General features: G+C 38.0%; 20 protein-coding genes and 2 pseudogenes. 8 read left to right on the forward strand and 14 right to left on the reverse strand.

The annotated features are described in order from the left end of the window. The first annotated feature begins 393 nt into the window (after nt 1-393). The 3 genes from EL097_RS07965 (at nt 394) to ffh (ending at nt 3,052) form a co-directional block, all read left to right on the forward strand. Complete coding sequence (locus EL097_RS07965; protein WP_129545014.1) at nt 394-1,023, forward strand: GntR family transcriptional regulator; 630 nt, start codon at nt 394-396, stop codon at nt 1,021-1,023. 113 nt (nt 1,024-1,136) lie between these two features. Further along, a complete protein-coding gene (locus EL097_RS07970) occupies nt 1,137-1,469 on the forward strand; it encodes a putative DNA-binding protein (RefSeq protein ID WP_003048510.1) in 333 nt (110 codons plus the stop codon). A gap of 14 nt (nt 1,470-1,483) precedes the next feature. Next, nucleotides 1,484-3,052, forward strand: a complete 1,569-nt coding sequence (ffh, locus tag EL097_RS07975) for a signal recognition particle protein (protein WP_003048509.1) — start codon at nt 1,484-1,486, stop codon at nt 3,050-3,052. A 189-nt stretch (nt 3,053-3,241) separates the two neighbouring features. Here the strand turns inward: ffh and EL097_RS07980 are convergent, their stop codons facing one another. Then, nucleotides 3,242-3,934, reverse strand: coding sequence for a LexA family transcriptional regulator (locus tag EL097_RS07980; protein ID WP_129545015.1), 693 nt, complete (start codon nt 3,932-3,934; stop codon nt 3,242-3,244). Between the two features lie 336 nt (nt 3,935-4,270). Here EL097_RS07980 and xerS point away from each other — a divergent pair, with 336 nt between their 5' ends. Then, on the forward strand, nt 4,271-5,341 hold the full coding sequence (gene xerS / locus EL097_RS07985) for a tyrosine recombinase XerS (protein WP_003048504.1): 1,071 nt from the start codon (nt 4,271-4,273) through the stop codon (nt 5,339-5,341). Between the two features lie 75 nt (nt 5,342-5,416). Further along, nucleotides 5,417-5,857 carry a NusG domain II-containing protein gene (locus EL097_RS07990; RefSeq protein WP_039994847.1) on the forward strand — a complete coding sequence of 147 codons (441 nt, stop codon included), beginning with the start codon at nt 5,417-5,419 and terminating at the stop codon, nt 5,855-5,857. 84 nt (nt 5,858-5,941) lie between these two features. On the opposite strand, the gene EL097_RS07995 is transcribed toward EL097_RS07990, so the two are convergent. The 5 genes from EL097_RS07995 to EL097_RS08015 all read right to left on the reverse strand — a co-directional run bounded on the left by EL097_RS07995 (nt 5,942) and on the right by EL097_RS08015 (nt 11,572). Further along, a complete protein-coding gene (locus EL097_RS07995) occupies nt 5,942-6,892 on the reverse strand; it encodes a 1,4-dihydroxy-2-naphthoate polyprenyltransferase (protein ID WP_003048500.1) in 951 nt (316 codons plus the stop codon). Then, nucleotides 6,882-7,934, reverse strand: a complete 1,053-nt coding sequence (locus tag EL097_RS08000; RefSeq protein WP_003048498.1) for an FAD:protein FMN transferase — start codon at nt 7,932-7,934, stop codon at nt 6,882-6,884. The genes EL097_RS07995 and EL097_RS08000 overlap by 11 nt, the downstream gene beginning before the upstream one ends. Nucleotides 7,935-8,004: 70 nt before the next feature. After that, nucleotides 8,005-8,511: an FMN-binding protein gene (locus EL097_RS08005; RefSeq protein WP_003048496.1), complete on the reverse strand. Its 507-nt coding sequence runs from the start codon at nt 8,509-8,511 to the stop codon at nt 8,005-8,007. Between the two features lie 91 nt (nt 8,512-8,602). After that, on the reverse strand, nt 8,603-9,601 hold the full coding sequence (locus EL097_RS08010) for a polyprenyl synthetase family protein (protein WP_003048493.1): 999 nt from the start codon (nt 9,599-9,601) through the stop codon (nt 8,603-8,605). 78 nt (nt 9,602-9,679) lie between these two features. Further along, on the reverse strand, nt 9,680-11,572 hold the full coding sequence (locus tag EL097_RS08015; RefSeq protein WP_003048491.1) for an NAD(P)/FAD-dependent oxidoreductase: 1,893 nt from the start codon (nt 11,570-11,572) through the stop codon (nt 9,680-9,682). A 158-nt stretch (nt 11,573-11,730) separates the two neighbouring features. On the opposite strand from EL097_RS08015, the gene EL097_RS08020 reads away from it, so the two are divergent. Continuing rightward, the gene (locus EL097_RS08020; protein WP_003048489.1) at nt 11,731-12,273 is read left to right on the forward strand and encodes a Gx transporter family protein; all 543 of its coding nucleotides are present in this window, start codon (nt 11,731-11,733) and stop codon (nt 12,271-12,273) included. Nucleotides 12,274-12,340: 67 nt separating this feature from the next. On the opposite strand, the gene EL097_RS08025 is transcribed toward EL097_RS08020, so the two are convergent. Genes EL097_RS08025 through EL097_RS08045 form a run of 5 tightly spaced genes read right to left on the reverse strand, consistent with a single transcriptional unit; the run spans nt 12,341 to nt 17,703 of the window. Beyond that, a complete protein-coding gene (locus EL097_RS08025; RefSeq protein ID WP_129545016.1) occupies nt 12,341-13,288 on the reverse strand; it encodes a sensor histidine kinase in 948 nt (315 codons plus the stop codon). Beyond that, the gene (locus tag EL097_RS08030) at nt 13,285-13,950 is read right to left on the reverse strand and encodes a DNA-binding response regulator (protein ID WP_099982946.1); all 666 of its coding nucleotides are present in this window, start codon (nt 13,948-13,950) and stop codon (nt 13,285-13,287) included. The genes EL097_RS08025 and EL097_RS08030 overlap by 4 nt, the downstream gene beginning before the upstream one ends. Nucleotides 13,951-13,993: 43 nt before the next feature. Further along, entirely contained in the window at nt 13,994-15,949 is a 1,956-nt protein-coding gene (locus tag EL097_RS08035) for an ABC transporter permease (RefSeq protein ID WP_003048484.1), read from the reverse strand. Nucleotide 15,950: 1 nt separating this feature from the next. Beyond that, on the reverse strand, nt 15,951-16,703 hold the full coding sequence (locus EL097_RS08040; RefSeq protein ID WP_003048482.1) for an ABC transporter ATP-binding protein: 753 nt from the start codon (nt 16,701-16,703) through the stop codon (nt 15,951-15,953). A gap of 37 nt (nt 16,704-16,740) precedes the next feature. Next, nucleotides 16,741-17,703 (reverse strand): S41 family peptidase, encoded by a 963-nt coding sequence (locus tag EL097_RS08045; RefSeq protein WP_003048479.1) that lies wholly within the window; start codon nt 17,701-17,703, stop codon nt 16,741-16,743. Between the two features lie 166 nt (nt 17,704-17,869). On the opposite strand from EL097_RS08045, the pseudogene EL097_RS10620 reads away from it, so the two are divergent. Then, nucleotides 17,870-18,013 (forward strand): annotated as a pseudogene (locus tag EL097_RS10620) (PASTA domain-containing protein); the annotation flags it as partial. Between the two features lie 110 nt (nt 18,014-18,123). Beyond that, a pseudogene (locus EL097_RS08050) lies at nt 18,124-18,410 on the forward strand ([citrate (pro-3S)-lyase] ligase); the annotation flags it as partial. Between the two features lie 308 nt (nt 18,411-18,718). Here the strand turns inward: EL097_RS08050 and trmFO are convergent. The 3 genes from trmFO to EL097_RS08065 form a co-directional block, all read right to left on the reverse strand. Then, nucleotides 18,719-20,065 carry a methylenetetrahydrofolate--tRNA-(uracil(54)-C(5))-methyltransferase (FADH(2)-oxidizing) TrmFO gene (gene trmFO, locus EL097_RS08055; RefSeq protein ID WP_003048474.1) on the reverse strand — a complete coding sequence of 449 codons (1,347 nt, stop codon included), beginning with the start codon at nt 20,063-20,065 and terminating at the stop codon, nt 18,719-18,721. A 135-nt stretch (nt 20,066-20,200) separates the two neighbouring features. Next, nucleotides 20,201-20,917 (reverse strand): DUF3307 domain-containing protein, encoded by a 717-nt coding sequence (locus EL097_RS08060; protein ID WP_003048472.1) that lies wholly within the window; start codon nt 20,915-20,917, stop codon nt 20,201-20,203. Beyond that, on the reverse strand, nt 20,910-21,575 hold the full coding sequence (locus EL097_RS08065) for a SatD family protein (protein WP_003048470.1): 666 nt from the start codon (nt 21,573-21,575) through the stop codon (nt 20,910-20,912). Before EL097_RS08065 ends, EL097_RS08060 begins: the two co-directional genes overlap by 8 nt. Nucleotides 21,576-21,738: the final 163 nt, after the last annotated feature.

Here is a 21,738-nt window from a genome sequence, read left to right on the forward strand (position 1 = left end):
TAAGTAAGAAATAGATAATACTTACCGTCCTAGTTATCATTATGAGGTACTTTTTCCTAAAAAGACAAGGAATATTAGGATGACAGAATCGGAATTAAAGAAGGCTGATGAGACTAAGTTTGTCTCATGAAAAATTGTTCAATTATCTTCTTTGAATGAAGAATCGGATTGGATTGCGATTCCATCAGGTGGGTTATGGTTGAATGATTACGTGGCCTATTGGGAGGTGGTTGAGGCGTTAGAAGGACAGTTGAGTGAATTCGTATTGAGGGCAATTAGCAACCATCGAAAAGGTAAATCCAATCTTTGATTTAGGAAGATCTGTCTATTTGCTTTGCAGTTTTTAAGAAAAATATGATAGAATAAAAGAAGAATCGACGTAAGGAGTAAGGCATGCTACCAGCTTATATTAAAATTCATGACGCCATCAAAAAAGATATTGATCAAGGCATTTGGCTTATTGGTAGTCGGTTGCCAAGTGAGAGGGATTTGGCAGAACGCTTTGCAGTTAGTCGTATGACGTTACGTCAAGCGGTTACCTTACTTGTAGAAGAGGGGATTCTTGAAAGAAGGATAGGAAGCGGCACTTATGTGGCTAGTCATCGTGTACAGGAAAAGATGAGAGGAACCACAAGTTTTAGTGATACAGAGGTGAAAGAACTTGCTCTAGACAAAACAGATCATGTGATTCGAATGGAACGTATCCGTTATGCTGATAATATCCCTTTGGTTTATGAGGTTGCTTCAATCCCAGAAAAATTTATTAAACGTGTCAAGCGTAATGACATTACAGAGCACTTTTTCCAAACGCTAATAGCTAACGGCTATGAAATTGGGAAGAGTCAACAGACGATTTATGCTAAAACAGCTAGCGATCGTGTGGCTTCCTACTTGGAAGTTGCTAAAGGACATGCCATTTTGGCTCTAACTCAGGTGTCTTACTTTACAGACGGCAAACCTTTTGAGTACGTCCGTAGTCAGTATGTTGGCGACCGCTTTGAATTTTATTTAGAAAACAAGTAATGATTTTTCAGGAGGGGGTGACAACCGTCCTCTTTTCATTTTCCTCAGAAGTCAGAAGCAGATTGCTGATTTGCTACTGTTAAAAACGGTAACAATATGATAAAATGAAGACTATGGAAATTGAAAAAACAAACCGAATGAATGCCCTTTTTGAGTTTTATGCAGCCTTATTGACAGATAAACAAATGAATTATATTGAATTATATTATGCTGATGATTATAGTTTAGCTGAAATCGCTGATGAATTTGGTGTTAGTCGTCAGGCTGTTTATGATAATATTAAACGTACAGAAAAGATTTTAGAGACCTATGAGATGAAGCTTCACATGTATTCAGATTATATCGTCCGTAGTGAAATCTTTGATGAGATGATGGCTCATTACCCTGAGGACCAGTATCTACAAGAAAAAATTTCCATTTTAACCAGCATTGATAATAGAGAATAAGAGGAGTTTCGACTATGGCTTTTGAAAGCTTAACCCAACGTTTACAAGATGTCTTTAAACATATTCGTGGTAAGAAAAAATTATCGGAATCAGATGTTCAGGAAGTGACGAAAGAAATTCGTCTGGCTCTTTTAGAAGCCGATGTTGCTTTACCTGTGGTAAAGACTTTTATCAAACGTGTTCGTGAACGTGCTATTGGTCATGACATTATTGACACGCTTGACCCAACGCAACAAATTCTCAAAATTGTTAATGAAGAATTAACGGGTATCTTGGGAGCAGAAACTGCGGAACTTGAAAAGTCACCAAAAATTCCAACGATTATTATGATGGTCGGCTTGCAAGGGGCTGGTAAAACAACTTTTGCAGGAAAATTGGCCAACAAATTAATCAAAGAAGAAAATGCTCGTCCTCTGATGATTGCTGCTGATATTTATCGCCCAGCGGCCATTGATCAATTAAAAACATTGGGTCAACAAATTAGTGTTCCTGTTTTTGAGATGGGGACAGACCACTCTGCTGTTGAGATTGTTAGAAGAGGTTTGGAACAGGCTCGTGAAAACCGAAATGATTATGTCTTGATCGATACTGCTGGTCGTTTGCAAATTGATGAAAAGCTAATGGAAGAGCTTCGCGATGTCAAGGGTTTGGTCAATCCCAATGACATTCTTTTGGTTGTTGACAGCATGATTGGTCAAGAAGCAGCTAATGTTGCTGAAGAGTTTAATCGTCAATTAAGTATTACCGGGCTTGTTTTAACTAAAATTGATGGTGATACCCGTGGTGGTGCGGCACTTTCTGTTCGTGAAATCACTGGTAAACCGATTAAATTTACAGGTACGGGTGAAAAAATTACAGATATTGAAACTTTCCACCCAGACCGTATGTCCAGCCGTATTTTGGGAATGGGGGACTTACTTACCCTTATCGAAAAAGCTAGCCAAGAATATGATGAGAAAAAATCTTTAGAATTAGCTGAAAAGATGCGTGAAAACACCTTTGATTTCAATGACTTTATTGATCAGTTGAATCAAGTGCAAAACATGGGGCCTATGGAAGACCTTTTGAAAATGATTCCAGGAATGGCTGGTAATCCTGCTTTATCTCATATCAAAGTCGATGACAAACAAATTGCTCGTAAACGTGCTATCGTCTCTTCGATGACTCCTGCTGAACGTGAAAATCCAGACTTACTAAATCCTAGCCGCCGCCGTCGTATTGCAGCCGGATCAGGTAACAGCTTTGTGGAAGTTAATAAATTTATCAAAGATTTTAACCAAGCAAAAACTATGATGCAAGGGATTATGTCAGGCGATATGTCTAAGATGATGAAAGATATGGGTATTAATCCAAATAGTTTCCCTAAAAACATGTCGGGCGGCATGCCAGATATGTCATCTCTAGAAGGAGTGATGGGACAAGGTGGTATGCCAGATTTATCTTCCCTTGGCGGCGATGGCGATATGGATATGAGTCAACTATTTGGTGGCGGTTTCAAGGGGAAGATTGGTCAATTTGCTATGAAACAAGCTATGAAACGCCAAGCCAATAAAATCAAAAAGGCTAAGAAAAAACGGAAATAAACAATCAATCAGAAAAGAAATAGCTCAGTAGTCTCTATCGCGTGAAGTAGGTAGGAGTGGTTCCAAGCTATTTCTTTTTATTAATGGGAATTTAACGATATGAGTATTTTTTGAAGTTAAGAGGACTAAAACCCTAAATGAGTGGGAGAAACACTAAGATAGGACACCTAGCTTTTTCTATTATATGGATTAAACTTCTAGTGGCATAAAGTTGGCAATAATTTTACCAATAATACGTGGCTCTTCGTCATAGGGGGCAAACTTATCAGAATATTTTTTGTTCAAGGAAACAAGCCGTAAGCCGTCTTCTTCACGGTAAACTTTCTTGATATAGGTCTGTCCATCCCATTCAACAGCATAGATGGCACCGTCATAGTCAAAGCTATCTTGCTTAATGAGAACAACTTCACCATTTAGGTAGGTTGGTTCCATAGAATCACCGAAAACCCAAGAGGCAAAATCATAGTCTAACTGTTCGTCATAAAAGACCACGTCGAAATTGCCATCACCAAAATAAGAATAACCTGTACCAGCTGACAGACTTTCATAAACACGATAGGGATAAACTTGGCGTTTCTTATTAGGAAGCATAGTAAGAGTTGATTGTTGGCTTAGTAACTGTTCTGAATAGCTAATAACCTTCTCTTTATTGGTAGGAAGAAGTTGATTAAATGGAACTAACAAACGATGTTCGGGTCTGAAATAGTCAGCTTTCACCTTAAAAAGACTTAATAAGCTATCGTAATGTTTTTGATTGGGTGTATTTTTACCTTTCTCCCAATTAGAAATAGTCATTTTATTAACATTTAGTATTTGTCCTAATGCTTCTTGGCTCATGCCTTTTGCTAAGCGTGTCGCTTTTAATTGATCTCCAGAAAACATGATAGCAACTCCTTTAGTAAAGTTATAACTTTACTAAAGTATAGCAGAGTAAACACAATAAAGCAAGTATTTCCCTTGAAATAATTATTAAAATTTTTGATGATAGTCTTAATAAAGTGTATAATCAGAAAACATCATTTCAAAAATTTTCGTCTATTCCGTAAAGAACCATTTATTTCTTTACAACATCTTTCCGAAAAACTGTAATTTTCTTGAAAAATGGATAAAGGTATGATAGACTTCTCTTATAGATAATTAGATAATGATACCTTGAGATTATCTATAAGATAGATACAGGGTTTAAAAAATATTGATACATTTGATAAGGACGATGACATGAGACGTGAGTTATTACTGGAAAAAATTGAAGCCTACAAGGCCATCATGCCTTGGTATGTTTTAGATTACTACCAATCCAAATTAGCTGTCCCGTACAGCTTTACCACCTTATATGAGTATTTAAAAGAATACAAACGCTTTTTTGATTGGCTGATAGATGCTGATTTGACTCAGGCGCCAAAGATTGCTGATATTGACTTGAGCACTCTGGAGCACCTTACTAAGAAGGATTTAGAGGCTTTTGTGCTTTATTTGCGAGAGCGACCTTCTCTCAACACCTATTCAACCAAAGAGGGGCTTTCTCAAACTACAATTAATCGGACCTTGTCCGCCCTATCAAGTCTTTACAAATACTTGACTGAAGAGGTCGAAAATGACCAAGGGGAGCCTTATTTTTATCGGAATGTTATGAAAAAAGTATCAACAAAAAAGAAAAAAGAAACCCTAGCATCCAGAGCAGAAAATATTAAACAAAAACTATTTTTAGGAGATGAAACTCTGGCTTTCTTAGACTATGTAGATAAGGAATATGAGCAAAAATTGTCTAATCGTGCCAAATCTTCTTTCCGTAAAAATAAGGAGAGGGATTTGGCTATTATCGCCCTACTGCTTGCTTCTGGTGTCCGTTTGTCTGAAGCGGTGAATCTTGATCTCAAAGACATCAATCTGAATATGATGGTTATTGAAGTCACTCGTAAAGGTGGGAAACGTGATTCAGTAAATGTAGCAAGTTTTGCTAAAGTCTATTTAGAAGCTTATCTGGCCATTCGCAAGAACCGTTACAAGGCCGAAAAACAAGATGTCGCTTTCTTTTTAACGGAATACCGTGGCATTCCTAATCGAATGGACGCTTCTAGTATTGAAAAAATGGTTGCTAAGTACTCTGAGGGATTTAAAATTCGTGTGACTCCCCATAAATTACGACACACGTTAGCGACAAGGCTCTATGATGCTACTAAATCTCAGGTTTTGGTTAGTCATCAATTAGGCCATGCCTCTACTCAAGTCACGGATCTTTATACCCATATTGTCAATGATGAGCAGAAAAATGCTTTAAATAAACTTTAATTCACATAATAATAATTATGTAAATTAATGATTAAAATAGTTTACAAATTGGAAAATTTTAAATAAAATAATACTGTGAATAGAAAACTTAAACCTATTATGACTTATTTTAAGCCTTACGATTATCTACTGATTTTAGTAGCAATTGTGATTTCCTTTATCCCTCTTGTGGTGACTAGCTATTATCAGTCTGCTGCTACTTCTTCAGAGGCCTTAGTTGCTGTTGTCAAGATTAATGGCAAAGTAGCTGATGAATTTCCTCTAAAAAAGGGAGGAGAACATCAGGAAAAAACTTATTATCCTCAAAAAGGGCATTACAATATTATTGAAATTGACGGAGAACGGATTCGGGTTAAGGAAGATAATAGCCCTGATCAGATTGCAGTTAGAACAGGCTGGATTAGTCAGCCGGGTCAGGTGTCTGTTTGTTTGCCCCATCAACTGATTATTGAAATTCAGGGTTCAAGTAGTCATTCTTATCAAGATAACGAAGATGAACTTATTCTTCCGCTTTAATCCTTGTGAGTCTCGCTTTATGTTATAAAAACTACGCTCAGTTATTGGAACCAGTAAGGATAGCCAAATAACTGAGCGTAGTTTTTAAATGAGGCAAAGAATGAGGAGCAAGATGACATAGATGCTGCTCACTAAAACAAAATTTTTAATTGCTTCAATAAAGGTTTCTTGTTTGATTTGCTTTTTCAAAAAGATCAAGAGCGTTTTAAGGCTAAGAGGATAAGCTAGGAAGATTAAGAGAGCAAAGAATGGCAGCCACTGCCAAATGATAAAGAAAGCGAACATTAACCAAGCTAAGCTGTGAAGGCCTACGTAGAGGTGACGGCTATTTTTTTCTCCCAAATAGTGTATCAAGGTATAGCGTCTGTTGTTAAGGTCTTGCTGATAATCACAAATGTTATTAGCAAGCATAATATTGGAAATAAGAACCACTAAAGGAAGGGACATCAAGGCAATTTTTAAGACTTGCATCCATTTTAAAGTGAGTGAGATACTTTCGCTAGTCCACTGGCTGTAAAAGAGCTGATGAGGATCCTGAACATAGATCGCTAAGAAAAAGATACCAAAGCCCATAGTGACCCCTGAAAATAGTTCGCCAAGAGGCAGACGTGAAAGTGGAAAGGGCCCAAAGGTGTAAAAAATGCCAATTAAAAAACAGAGGGCACCCATTGGCAACAATAAAAGGTCTGTTTTAATGACTAAAATGATTGAAATCAGGCAAGAAGAAGCCAGCAGACCATAAATGATAAGGGTCATGTGTTTGACATTGAGTTGGTGTTTTCCGATGACATTTTCGTTGCGTTGATAGGCTGTGTCATAAGCTTTATGATAGTCCATAGTATTGTTAATAGCCGTTGTGCACATGTCAAAAGCAATAACAGCTAAGGCAAATAACAAACTATTAGTCACATTAATCTGATGATACTGCCACTGACTCCAAGCAAATCCAATAATCATTGGAAAAACACTGGCTACCTTTGTTTTTAATTCGACAAATTCTAAAAAAATGGGTAAGGTAAGTGATTTAGTTTTCATTAATAATATGATACTCCTTATTGGTTAGTGTAAACTTATCTTTTAGCCCCTTGCTTAAATGCACCCCCTTTGTTTTATCAATAAAAACAGCTTCTACCTGATTCATTTTGTTGATGAATTTAAGGCCATCTTTAATTCCTAATAAAAAGAGTGTGGTTGACAGCTCATCTCCTTGTAAAGAGGTTTTCGTATAAACAGTGACACCAGAAATGTTATTCTCAACAGGATAGCCTGTTTTGGGATCTATAATATGATGGTATTTTTTGCCATTAACTTCTAAAAAGCGCTCGTAAATACCTGAAGTAACAATCGATTGATCTTTGAGATGAACGGTACCAACGGTATCTCCTCGAACTTGATCAGGATTTTGCACACCCACATTCCAACCTTCTTTAGGATTTTTTGGTGAGGTACCAAGGACTAGGACATTTCCTCCAAGATTAATAATGGCAGTATTGACACGATGTTTTTTTAAAATGGTTTTGACACCATCAGCAATATATCCTTTAGAAATAGCTCCTAATTCTAAGGTCATGCCCTTCTCAATAAAGACAGTCCTGTCTTTGTCATTGATATGAATATGGCGGTAGTTAATATAAGGAAGTGCTGCTTCTATTTCCTCTTTGCCTGGTAATCTGGCAACATCATCTCCAATACGCCATAAATTTGTAACGGCTCCGATAGAAATATCAAATTTCCCATGACTAGTCTCTGCCATTTTTTGGGCTGCTTTGATAATGGTGTAGGTTCTAGGATCAACCTTGACCGCTTGTTGACCAGCCTGATGGTTAATGCGATAGACGTCTGACCCTTCTAGATTAGTTGATAGGAGTTTTTCCATATCTTTAATATAACGAATGGCTTCTGCCATGGTTTTTTCTTGATGGTCATGGTAAATGCTAAGCTGGACAACCGTATGCAATAATGGCTCTGTTCGAACAAGAGGGGTATCAATGATGGCTAACTGTTTGGCATCCTCCTGCTGACAAGCTCCTAAACAAAGGCAGACTAATACTGCTCCGAGCCACTTGAGAAATTTCATAAGGCCTCCTTTTATCATAAAAAAACCAAAGAGCTAAGGCTAACCTCAACCCCTCGGTTTTGATAGTAACTTATTTTCCTAAATCAATGGTATCTGTTTTACCTTCTTTAGCTGCTTTGAGAAGAGCTTCTGTTGATTTTTTGAAGTTTTCTGAGGTGTGAGTTGCTCCTGAAACCACTTCAACATCTTCAATATTTTGTTTTTCAACAAGTTGGCTGTTTAATTTTTCAGTGGCTTCTTTTGAAGAAACACCTGATTTTGCCTTCATGTTTTTGTTGTATTCCTCGTCATCAGCTTTTCGTTTACCGTCTTTATTTTCGTATCCAAAGTTTGATGCTGTGATTTTACCGTCTGCAACTGTAATGGTGTGAACCACTTTCCAACCGCGTTCATCAAATGCTGACTCAGCTTTATAAGTGCCATCTTTAAGCATAGCTTTATCATCAGTAGATTTTGCAACTTTTTCAGTTTTTGCTTCTGACGACATTGCTGCTTTATCATCAGACTTGCTACCACATGCAGCAAGCATGACAAGTGATGCAACTAACAGGGAACCTGTTAACAGTTTCTTTTTCATTAAAAAGACCTCCAATTTAATTTCCTTTAATTAGTTTACCATAAATTGTGTGAAAGGTCGAACAATTTATGTAAGCCTTTCATACGCTTCGTTAAAAGTCTCTAGCGAGGATTCGTCTGATAAAAATCAAGAATTCCTCCTTGTGTTCTAAGGGTAATATCTCACAGGCTCGATTGAGTTTTATCAAATAGTTATTGATCAGGGTTTCAGTGGCTTCAAAAGCTTGTGTTTCTTCTAGCTGTTTATAAAGCATAGCTAATTCTTCTTGCTCCCATTCCAAAGATTTGTGGTTTTTGACAGCTTGCCTAATAGGCTTTGACTCTGCCATTCCCAAAATAAGTGGGGCCGTGTAAATGCCATTTTGAACATCTTGTAGTCTAGGCTTGCCAGACTGATTAGCTTTAAGCTGATAATCAATTAAGTCGTCTGATATTTGAAAGGCCATTCCTAGAAAAATACCAAAGTGATAAGCTGCACTTAGCTCTTTTTGTGATAATCTAGGGTGCCAGGTACCCAATTGACAAGCTATTCCAAAGAGGAAAGCTGTTTTACCCTTTATCTGTTTTAGGTAGGCTTTCATGGTCATCTGGCTATTGTATTGATTCATGAGTTGTGCCAATTCGCCAGCTAAAATACGTTCAACTAGCTGATAAGAAAGAGGTGGTTCATCTTCCAAAGTTTCCTTAATCTTTAATAATTGGGCTCCTTTGGCTGCCAATCGTCCGGCGTAGGACAAGAGGTAATCACCAGAATAAATGGCAAGTTTGTTAGAATAAACCCGATGCAACGGTTTGAGATTTCGTCTCAAATCTGCTTCATCAATCACATCGTCATGGATAAGAGTAGCCAAATGAAAGGTTTCAATGGCTGCTGCAAGGTACAATTTACCTTGAGAGATTTTTCCCTCAATTTCCTTAGCTAGATAAAGACAAAGCCCTGCTCTAAGGTATTTGCCAGAAGCATTGATATACTTTAAAATGTTAGCTTTAATATCTGGAGACAATGCTGACATTTCAGAAATCATGATGTGTTTAACACTGACTAATGCCCCTTCTATGTCACCATGATCTTTCCAAATGGCATGTATCACAAATAGCTTCTCCTTTACTTGTTGTTTGCCTTGGTCCAAGATCAATCTGGTGTGAATTTATTCTCGAGACAGGCCAACTTAATGATTTTTCTTTAGATAAAGGTGTTTAGGCTTACCGTAAATCCATCGATCTAGTCGATTTCCTAACCAAGGCATAATCCAATAATCAAGACCGAAGCTTCTGCCAGCACCTGCCATTAAAGCAATGGCTACAGGAATAAACCAGATGTTTACCCAATAGAACATACCAGATAAGCTAAACATGACGACTAACGCTGCTGTTGCTGCGCTAACCAACCAAACAAAAGCACCTACAATTAAGGCAAGGCCGATAGCGATTTCTAAGCAAGTCATCATTTTTTGCATGAACAGAGCGACTTCTTGGTTTGGCATCATGAATTTCATGAGAGATTCAAACCAGTGAGGCATTGATTTGAGTACCTGCATTGGTTCTTCGCCATAAGTATAACTCAAACCAAAAACTTGTTTGGCCATTTCACTAGCTCCCTTGGCAACAGCATCACCACCAGACTCTGAGGCACCAGATGTTACTTCTGCTGCTTTTTGAAGCCACGGGAATGGAAAGACAACCTTATTTCCAAACCATGATTCTGTTCCAAATAAACCAAAGGCTTTTTTAACACCTTCATATAGCCATAATGATCCATAAAAGACACGTAATGGGACTAACCACAAACGGTTTCCCTTGCTTGACAAATTGCTTCCAAAAATATTACGACCATTTTTAATATCAAAGAACTCGTGTCTGAGGTAGGCACCAATATTAAAGAAACTACTAATAGTAAAGAAATAAAGTAAGTTTGTAAAGTGTTTGACAGCCATAGCTAGGAAACCAGATAAGTGGAATTTATCCATCAAATAGGCAACCCCATATTTGGATCCTATGGAGACCATAAAACCGTCATACTTGCCCTTGTAGCTAACTTTTTCAGTTTTCTTGATACTTGCGGCAATGTTTTGAGCAGCTGTTTTACCAGTTTGTTCAGCAGCCTGAACAATTTGCGGTGTTGGTTTTCCCCCTTGGCTACCATCTTCGTAATAAACCAAGTCCCCTGCAACATAGACATTTGGATGTTCCAAAGTCTCCATGTATTGGTTAGCAACGAGTCGACCTCCACGTGCTTTTTCAATGTCAAAATCACTGGTATCACTGTTTGCTTTTACCCCTGCTGTCCAAATGGATGTGTAGGTATCAATTTTGCGTCCTGAGCTGAGGTATAGAGCATCTTTGTCAACACTTGCTACTCCATCAGCTAAAATCAGTTCAACTCCTTTTTTAATAAGGTATTTTTGAGCCTTGGTTTGCTCTTTTTCTGTTACCATATTCAAGATAGATGGCATTGCTTCTACTACTTTTAAGGAGAAGTCATTAATATCTAGCTTGAATTGTTTCGCGAGGATTGGTACCCAGTCAATTAATTCCCCAATCATTTCGATACCAGTGAAACCAGCACCGATGACAGTAAAGGTTAATAGGGCTCTGCGTTTAGCAACATCGTGCTCTTTCATGGCACGGTAACAAGCATCTAAAATATGGTAATGTAAAGTTTCTGCTGCTTCAATAGACCATAAGCTAAAGCCATGTTCTTTAACACCTGGAGTACCAAAATCGTTGGCTTCTCCTCCCATGGCTAAAATCAAGTAATCGAAATCAAGGGTATGGTGTTCTGCTTTGACTTGTTGTTGATCATAGTCAATGGCAAGCACTTTATCAGTGACTAATTGAACTTTGGGATATTTTTTGAAAATACGTTGCAAGTCATATTTAATAGCTTCTGGTTCAACACGGCCTGCTGCTACTTCATGTAGCTCAGTCATATAAGTCTGAAATGAATTTTTATCAATCAGCGTGATGGTCACATCTTGCTGTTTTTTGAATGTTTTTGCTAGGTATCTAGCGGAAGCAATTCCTGCATAGCCAGCACCGACAATGACGATATTATGTGTCATGGTTGTCCTCCGTTAACGATTTCACATGCTATTATATCATACTAGCTAGTGATATTCAAGATGATATTTACTGAATAGTCACATTATAATCTTTTATTTTGTCTTTTTTATCTTATCTTGTGTTAAAATGGGGTGTACAAAGAATAGAAAGAAAGATTATGAATAAACAATCGCAAAAATTATTATTTATTACAATGCTGGCAGCTCAGGCAGTGGTCATTTCCTTCTATGAACGCTTCATTCCTACTCCTTTTGCCTTTGCACCTGGAGCTAAGCTTGGGATAGCTAATCTTATCACTATACTGGCCATATTTACCTTAAAACCAATGGATAGTGCCAAGGTTATCTTTTTAAAACTGTTACTCTCTACCTTTCTAAGTGGGACCTTTTCGACTTTTTTATATGGTTTTTCGGGAACACTATTGAGTTTTCTAGTGATGTTAGCCTTAAAAACATTGGGTCCAAAACGCGTGAGCGTCATCGGCATTTCAACCCTTGGTGGTATTATGCATAATGTTGGCCAACTGCTTGTTTTTGCTTTCATTGCTCGGTCTTGGTTGGTGCTTAATTACCTTCCTATTTTATCCTTTAGTGGTATTATATCAGGTTTTTTTGTTGGTCTAACGGGCAATTATTTACTCTTAAAAGTAACCCCTCTAAAACGGTTTCATCAGGATTTATTGGATGATTGGACTTTCTGACGATTTCTGTTTGCGTAACTATATTTATGTAAATAAAACCATTAGTATCAACTAGTGGTTTTATTGTCTATTTCTTTAGTGGAAATACTATAACTTTGGTGCCTTCTCCCACCACACTTTCAATTTGAATATCAAGGTTTAATTGATCCAAAATTTGTTTGGTCATATACAGCCCTAATCCTGTGGCTTTTTGGTGTTCGTGCCCATTAAATCCAGTAAAGCCCTCGTCAAAAAGTCGTGGCAAATCTTCCTTTAGTATACCAATACCATTATCTGATATTGACATACTACCTTCTTTTATGGAAATACTGATATACCCGCCCTTGTTGGAATACTTGATGGCATTATCAATGACTTGAGTTAGGGCAAAACTAAGCCACTTCTTATCAGTTTTGACTTGCCAATCTCCCTGGATTTCCATACTAATGTTTTTTGCAATGCAAAGTTGGCTGGATTTCTTGATGACAGAAGAAACCACTGCTCTGACAGAGACTGCTTGGAAACGAAAATCATCTTGATGTTGTTTGAATTTTAAATAGCTCAAGAGACTGTTGAGGTACTGTTCTAGTCGATAGCCTTGCTGCTGGTATTCTTTTAAATCTGTATTTTGGGTTTGAATCATTAAAGACAGTGCTGATAAGGGGAGTTTCATTTGATGTGACCACATCTTGATGAGAGCTTCCATATTTTTTTGCTTATTGATGTGTTGCAATAAATGATCAGCTTCTGCTTCTTTTAATTTGACAATGAGTGCTCGGTAGGCTTTTTCACTAGGCAAGGTTAAGGTATCTAATTCTTTTACATAAATAAATTCTTGTAAAATTTTTATTTTTTCCTTGAACTGATAGTACTGCCAAAGGCTATTCAAGACTAGAATCGTCAAAGCGATCCAGTTGGCTGTTGTGAAGTATGCCATGGGAAGATGGTACAAATAGAAAACTACCCAGTAAATGAGTATTGTCAAACCATATTGAAGGTAAAAGGATCGGTATTCTTTTAAAAAAGCTAAAATCATTTGATGAGGTACCCCACTCCCCTAACAGTATGAATACGATCGAAACCAATGCTCCCAATTTTTTTACGTAATCGTGTCATGTTAACATTGAGCGTGTTATGATCAATAAAGTTATCGTTTTCCCATAGTTTTTCCAAGATTTCCTCTTTGGAAACAATTTCTTGATTTCTGGTCATCAAAATGGTCAGCATTTTGTGCTCTGTCGGTGAAAGAGTGACCGTATCTTCCCCATTGGATAAGGTACCATCAAAATGAAGCTTGAACTGATCAAGGCTAATATCATCACTGGTAAACTGTTGGGAACGCCGTAAAAAAGCTGCTATTTTGGCATCTAAAATGGTTAATGAAAAAGGTTTAGATACAAAATCATCTCCTCCCATATTGAGGGCCATAACCGTGTCCATTTCATCATTGCTGCTGGAAATAAAAATAATAGGAACGGTAGACTGCTTTCGGATTTCAGTCGTCCAATAAAAACCATTGAAAAATGGAAGAGTAATATCCATTAAAATAAGATCTGGTTGGTAAGTCAGCACTTCTTGTTTAATATCCCTAAAATTAGTAACAGTCCTAACGTGGTAGGCTTGGCTAAGGTGATTGTCAAGAAGAGATAAGATTGTTGTATCATCTTCGATAATATAAATTTTGTCGTGTTTTGTCATACTGTTATTCTACCAAAAAAGTGGCGAAAAATCGCCACTTCTCTTATCTTTCAATAATCCGATAATAAGTTCTGCTGGTCATCTTATAAATGATAAAATAAAGGCAAATAATGAGACCAATAGTGATTGCACTGACCAGATAAATGAGGGTTGAGTCTAGTACACCAAAGAGCAATAGCATTTGCTTGAGCATCACAAGTGCTGCACAGAAATGGAGAACAGCCAAGGCAATTGGCATAAAGAAAACTAAAAGAATTTGTGAATTGATAGTCTTTTTGACTTGGTCTTTACTCATACCTACTTCTTGTAAGATCTTGTACGATTTTTGATCTTCATGTCCTTCTGAGTATTGTTTATAGTAAATGATTAAGGCTGCGCCAAGAATAAAGCTAAAGCCTAGTAAGAAACCTGTAAAGAGGAAACCTCCTGAGAGGGCATATACGCCAAGACGATAGTCTTCTTTTGTTTCTATGTTACCAATAAATTGGCCGTTATCACTGATGGTTCCTTTGTCATCTAGAATCTTAGCAATTTCTTCTTTAGTGAGATCAGCATAGGCAGTTATCGATGGTTCAAAGCCGTAATTAGTTATCTTTTTAAAGGTTTCTTGGACGTTGTCTAAAGTGGTTTTATCACTAACGACTAAAACTCCAGGATTGTAGGTATTAGCTACTGCAGGGAATTGAACTGTTTTAAGATTAAGGACATTCTTAAAGTGATGTCCCAACAACTCAATTTCTGTTAACTGACTATCCCCTTTTTGTTTATAGAAAGCAGTCTGACCTGTCTTTAACTGAGGAAGTTTATTTCCCAAAGAACGAAAATCATCTTGAGTAACTAGATAAACAAAACCAATTTTAGCGATATTAGGATGCATGACATCCTTTTTGGTGACCACGATTTTAGAGGCTCGAGAAATTTCAAAAGTTATCATGGTATCCTTATAAATCAGAAAGTCAGATGCTTTTTTATCAATCTTGTCTAGGACCACCTTTTGGAAAATCTCATCTTGATTCGTTAAGGTATTATTATCAAAGGTAATTTTACTATTTCTTGGAAAGAGTTGTTCAGTCATTACCTCTGTATTGGTATATAAGGCAGTCGTTGTTGCAATGGAAATAAATGCCATCACTGCTAAAATGGTGATATTAGCAAGTCCCACAGCATTTTGTTTCATCCTAAAAATCATTTGTGACGTGCTAACAAAATGCTCTGGCTGATAAAAATAAGTCTTATTTTGACGACGGCGTTTTAAATACCAAGTCATAAAGGAGATGTAAAAAAGATAGGTACCAACAATGACAATGATAACGGCTATAAAGAAACGAATAATGGTTTCAAAAGCTGTTAACGTCGAAGACGTCAAGGAAATATAATAACCAACACTAAGAGATATAACGGAAAGACCTGCTAATAAGAAATTGCCGCGAGGTTCTTTTTCTCCTTTTTCACTATCTCTGAAGAGCATTAAAGGAGAGGTTTTGCCAATTTTAAGCAGGCCAACTAAGGCTAGGAAACCGAAAATAAAAGCAAAGATAAAGGCTGTTAAGGTAAAAGCACCTATCTGAAATTGCAAGGTTAGGTTGGTAGAATGAACCAGATTGACAAAAATCAAGTAAAAGAGGTGAGAAAAAATAGCTGATAAGAGGCTACCCACTCCTACTGTCACAAAATACATCAAAATGAGTTCAAGGGTGGAAACCCAGCTGACTTGCTTTTTATTCATGCCTAGCATATTATAGAGACCAAATTCTCGGCTTCTTTGATTGAGTAAAAAGCGATAACTATAAACTTCCATAATCAGAGCAAAGAGGATCAGAATAAAGGCGCCTAAACCGAGGAGTATTTTCCCGTGTTTCATGTTTTCTGAAATAGGACTCATAAGAATAATATGAACAATGCAATTAAGCATGTATAAAACAGTACTCGCCAGTAAAAACGGAGCTGAAACGCTTAGAGAATTTCTAAGGTTATTCCAAGCTAATTTGAGGTAAAACATCCTATTCACCTCCTAAAAGGCCTGTCATGGCAATAGAAATATCTTTATTAAAGTCTAAATTATTTTTATTTCCTCGGTAAATCTGATGGAAAATGCGGCCATCTTTGATAAATAAGACGCGGTTAGCATGGCTGGCAGCGTTGGCTGAATGGGTAACCATTAGAATAGTTTGACCACTTCTGTTGATCTCTTCAAAGAGAGTGAGTAACTCTTCTGAATTACGATAATCCAGCGCTGCTGTCGGTTCGTCAGCAAGTAATAATTGTGGTTTCGTAATCAGGCTTCTGGCGATAGCTACCCGTTGTTTTTGCCCGCCTGAAATTTCAAACGGTCGTTTATCTAAAAGGGTATCAATACGTAATTGCGGGGCAATCTGGTTGATGCGAGCCTCCATTTCCTTGATTGGTCTGCGGTTTAAGACTAGCGGCAAGAAAATATTATCCCGAACAGATAAGGTATCAAGTAAATTAAAATCTTGGAAGACGAAGCCGAGGTTTTGCAGACGAAATGCCGCCAGACGGTTTTCTTTGATTTTAGTAATATCAATGCCATTTAAGCAGACGGATCCATTGGTCGGTTTTTCTAAGGTAGCAAGAATATTTAAGAGGGTTGTTTTACCAGAGCCAGATTCTCCCATAATCGCAATAAATTCGCCCTTATCCACTTTAAAGTCGACATCTTGTAGCGCTCTAGTTTCTTCTTTTGAAAAGCGCGTGCGGAACACTTTTTCGAGGTGATTGATTTCTAATAACATGGTAAACTCCTTTTGACAACCTTGTGTCTATTATATCTTATTTCGTTACTTCTGATAACCATTGCTTGGCGTCAGCAAGAGGGTCTTGGCTATTTCTGTCAGGGAAAATAGGATTATTTTCATAAACTTGTCCTTGACGGTTGATAATGCGACTGCTAGTAATAACTAAAAGGGCACCGTCATATAAGGGAATGACATTATTTCCTGTCGTATAACCTGCTGTTGGCTCTCCAAAGAAAAGGGTATTTTCTAGGCCTTGAAAAGCAAATGCGGTCATTTCTCCTGAAGAGGCTGTTTGGTGATCTATTAAAACGGCAACAGGGATGTCTTGTTTGACAACTGGCTTATCTAACGCAATACTATCTTGATTGACTAGTTCTTTGCCTTGTAGCTCCACGACCTGTTTGTTTCGGTACTTATCTTCAAAACTGAATAAATCTCCGTCCGGTAGAAGTCCCGACAATCCGATAAGCATAGGGGTCATATTACCACCAGTATTACCACGCAAGTCAACAATTGCTCCCTTATAGTTCTTTGTAAGAGGAGTGTTTAACTTATTGGCGTAAGCTGTCAAAGTTTTGGGAGCTAATCCTTCAATAGCAGGCACTTTTAGGTAAAGAATACCGCCCTCAACCTGTGCTACGGGCTTCTGCTGATCGACTAAGCTTTTTTGGAAACTGTTTTTACTGACCAAAGAGGAATGTTTTCCTCCTGCTACGCTCACTGCCTTTTGGAGAATTTGCTGAGCTTCTTTGTAAGATTTTGCTTTTTTAAGAGCCTTGTGCGTTTCTTGGCATGTCTTGTCCCACTTTTCACCTTGAGCATACAAGCCAAGCATATCTAACCGTTCTAAGGCAATGTCTCCATATTTTTGAGCACTGGGTGGGAATAGATACAGATTAAAGTTAGGTCCATAACGTTGAATACCATAGATGACTATGCTGAGGATTATCATCAGAGGAATTCCTAATAAGGATAACACTTTCATATATCGTTTCATGAACCTCCTCTCCTTTCTTAACTTCGTTTTGATAAGTCTAGTTTAGCATTACTAGGCTAAGAGTAACCTTACAATGCTAAACAAGCAACTTACAGTTTTGTAAGGTATTGCATGCTATTTTCAGATATTTTGTTATAGTAAAAGAAATGACTCGAGGAGAGAAGAAATGCCAAAGAAAATAATCAAAGCCTTTGGGGCGATAGGAAAGCTGATTTCAATTATTCCTGATACAACTGAAATTATTGGCAAAACCATTGATAACAGCCGTCCTATAATCGAAAAACGTATGGAACCAAAACATGAAAGAGAGATTTATTTTATATTTGTTTTTCTTTAGAGACTAAAATCTTGATATAATAAGTTTAGTAGTTTATAGATAAGGAGAAAAAATGTCTCGCTATACCATTTCAAAAGTCTTTTCCTCTTGCAGTGCGACAACCCCTCATTCAGGAAGGGCTAAAGCACCTTAATAATTGAATTAGGGTTCCTATTTGATTAGTCAGGCAACCTTTCTAGCTTATTTCCAAAAAGAAGACAATGATGTGATTAAGAAGAATCAAGCCTTATTGGACACCGCTATTTTCCTAAAAATAGCCCAAACCCTTCATATTCATAAAAGATACGTTGGAGAAGAGCCAACAAGTCGAGTGACCACTATTTATAATGAAATCATGGCTCAACAATTACAGGAAGCTGGTCTTTTTCTACTATATATGATGGGGAGCATAAAATTTTGATAAGCAGGTAGGTTTTTTGGTATCGCTCTTACAGCGAATGCGTTTCATTAAGGAAAAGTCCCTCTGTAAAACTGTTTCTGTTACTGCGACTTATTGCTGCATGCTACACCCTCCAAAACTGAATCAACTAATGAGTACTATTCATGATATACTATTGCTTCTAGCGACCATAGCCAATTCATGTATTTTTGTGCATTCTTTTGCATCATTGGACACTCAAAAAAATACGCAAAAAAACTCTTTAGTCAACTGACTAAAGAGGAACTCTGTTGTAAGTTTTAAAGAGCAGCTAAGCAATTTTCTAAATCAGCTAAGGCACGATTAGCAATGACTTCGTAACGTTCTTTCTTATCACGAATCCGTGGACCTTCGAGTTCTTTGATGATCCCAAAATTGACATTCATCGGTTGGAAATGCTTGCTTTCTGTATGGGTTACATAGTAAGGAAGGCTTCCGATAGCTGTCGTCCGTGGGAAGACTACTTCCTCCTCACCCTTGAAAAGACGAGCAGCATTGATACCAGCTACTAAGCCTGAAGCAGCTGATTCGACATAACCTTCAACTCCGGTCATCTGACCAGCAAAGAAAAGGTTTGGATTGCTACGAGATTGGAAGGTTTCCGTCAGAAGATTTGGTGAATCCATGTAGGAATTGCGGTGCATGACACCGTAGCGGACAAATTCAGCATGTTCAAGACCTGGAATCATTTGGAAAACGCGTTTCTGTTCTCCCCATTTAAGATGAGTTTGGAAGCCGACGATATTATAAAGACTGCCAGCAGCATTGTCCTGACGGAGCTGAACAACGGCGTATGGCGTCTTAAAGTCGCCGTCACGAGGTCCTTCGTAGTCGTCTGGGTATTCCAAACCGACTGGTTTCATTGGACCGTAGAGCATGGTTTTAATGCCACGTTTGGCCATGACTTCGATTGGCATGCAGCCTTCAAAGTATTTTTCTTTTTCAAAAGAATTCAGCGGTGCTTCTTCTGCAGTTGTCAGTGCTTCATGAAAAGCCATGAATTCTTCCTTGGTCATAGGACAATTGAGGTAAGCAGCTTCGCCTTTATCATAACGAGATTTGAGATAAACCTTGCTCATGTCAATAGTGGATTTGTCAATGATAGGTGCTGCCGCATCGTAAAAATAGAATCCGTCACCGCCGTTGAGCGCGTGAATTTTTTCAGCAAGGGCATCTGATGTCAACGGACCCGTCGCAATAATTGTGATGGCATCGTCAGGGATTTCAGTGATTTCACCACGAATGACTTCGATGAGGGGATGATTTTCTAGCTCTGCTGTGACACCTTCCGCATAGCCTTCACGGTCCACCGCCATGGCACCACCAGCAGGAACTCGGTGAGCTTCGCCATTGCGCAAAATGATAGAATCCAAGCGACGCATCTCTTCTTTGAGAAGACCAACTGCGTTGGTCAAGCTGTCGCCACGGAAAGAATTAGAGCAAACCAGCTCAGCAAAATTCGCTGTTTTATGCTGGGGAGTTGGCTTAACGCCACGCATTTCATAGAGTTTGACGGGGATGCCACGCTTGGCAATCTGGTAGGCAGCCTCAGAGCCAGCAAGGCCTGCTCCAATGACATTGATATAAGTTGCATTCGATTGAGACAAGAACTAATACCTCTTTGCTAGGAAAACCTAGCTCAAATCTTTCTAATATAGTTACCTGACCTATTATAACAGAAATGGGAGGAAAGCAAAAGAAAGAGACTGTTTCTTAATCTCTTTCGCCAATCCTTAGCCAAACTAGAAAAAGCAGAGCCATGCCGCTACAAATACACTCAGAATGCTAAACAAGGAACCGATTAAATAATATTCAGCAAAAGCAGGATTTTCAGAAATTTTATTGTAGCGAGCAATAGATTTAGCGGTAAAGACTAGACCTATTGAGGCAAACTGCCCCATAATCATACAAATGCCAATAACAATTCGCTCAAGGTTACCAATCATCGCACCTGCCCCCATAATAGTATCCATCTTTTCTCCCTGGTCAGGCTGGTATTTGCAGAAAAAGAGTTTAAAGATAATATTAGTCGGTTTGGTAATGAGTAGGATAAACAAAACGGTCAGCAACAAAGGCGCAGGAAGCCAACTAGGCAAGGTCACTCCTGCTAACCTTAGTCCAGCAAATAAACTAATACCGATATGTAGACACTGATCTAGCAGAAAAATCCATTCTCTTTTCCAGTTTAAATAGCTCGCTACCTTCGGTTTTAGCCAATCAATAAGCGCGTGACTAGTCATAACCAAAAGACTCATTAGCCATACTTGTGGGATAATAAGCGTTAGACAAATAAGAGGAATGCTGACTCCGATGATATGATCCCCAAAATAAGCCAGATCTGCTTCTTTCTGATCGGCCATTCGTTGGCTTTGTAACTGATAGTCTGATAACACATGACAAATCAGAAAAAGAGTTAGAACTGGGTTTTGGGTCAGGTATTGTGATGCACCGTTAATCATCAGTTACCTCCTTTAGCTGGTGGAGACAGCGCAGAGCACTTTGACGTGTTCGTAAATAAATTTTAACATGACTACTCTTTAACCGTTTAGAAAGAGCGCTTGAATTAAGTGATAAGCATCTTCCTAGGACTTGCTGATCAAAATAGTCTTCATAAATGCCCAAATCTAAAAGCGTGTCAAAAATTTCCCATTGACTTGTTCGCCAGTTGGCTTTTATGGCTTCTCCAGCCGAAATTAAACTATTTAACAAGTCATCCCACTCTTGGTTGCCTGTCCGAATAGCCAAGGTAGTATTACCATAATCATTTTTTTGATGAATGTAGGTAATAGCCTCTCGGGCATGCCAGTAAGCCGGTCCATCAGCACCAATACTAATCTCAGGATTAATTTCTGTTAAAATAGTTCCTGTTCCCAACCCAAAACGAAGAGGGCTATTTTTCATGTTACGATTAATCAAATCAATCAAGTGAAAAATGGGGGTATCCATTTGGAAAAGACCTTGAAATTCATCTCCCAAGGTTACCGATAACTTCGAAACGATATAAGGAGCAAAGGTTTTGTTAAGCTCCTCTAGACAATTTTTTAAAGTTTCTTGTGCCTTGGAGCGATCTACCAGTTGTTTAGACTGAATAATGTCCCCAATAAGTGCTAAATACATGGAGGTTATCTCCTTTCTTTAGGTCTATTATAACGGACTAATATAAAAAAGTCCATTATAAAGGAGGTTGTTGTTTTCTTCCTTTATAATGGACTTTCATACGGTGATTAGTTAACACGAGTTGTTGTACCAGTTTCGATAATTTCTACCGTAGCATTAATAG

The organism is Streptococcus canis, assembly GCF_900636575.1.
Classification (GTDB): domain Bacteria; phylum Bacillota; class Bacilli; order Lactobacillales; family Streptococcaceae; genus Streptococcus; species Streptococcus canis.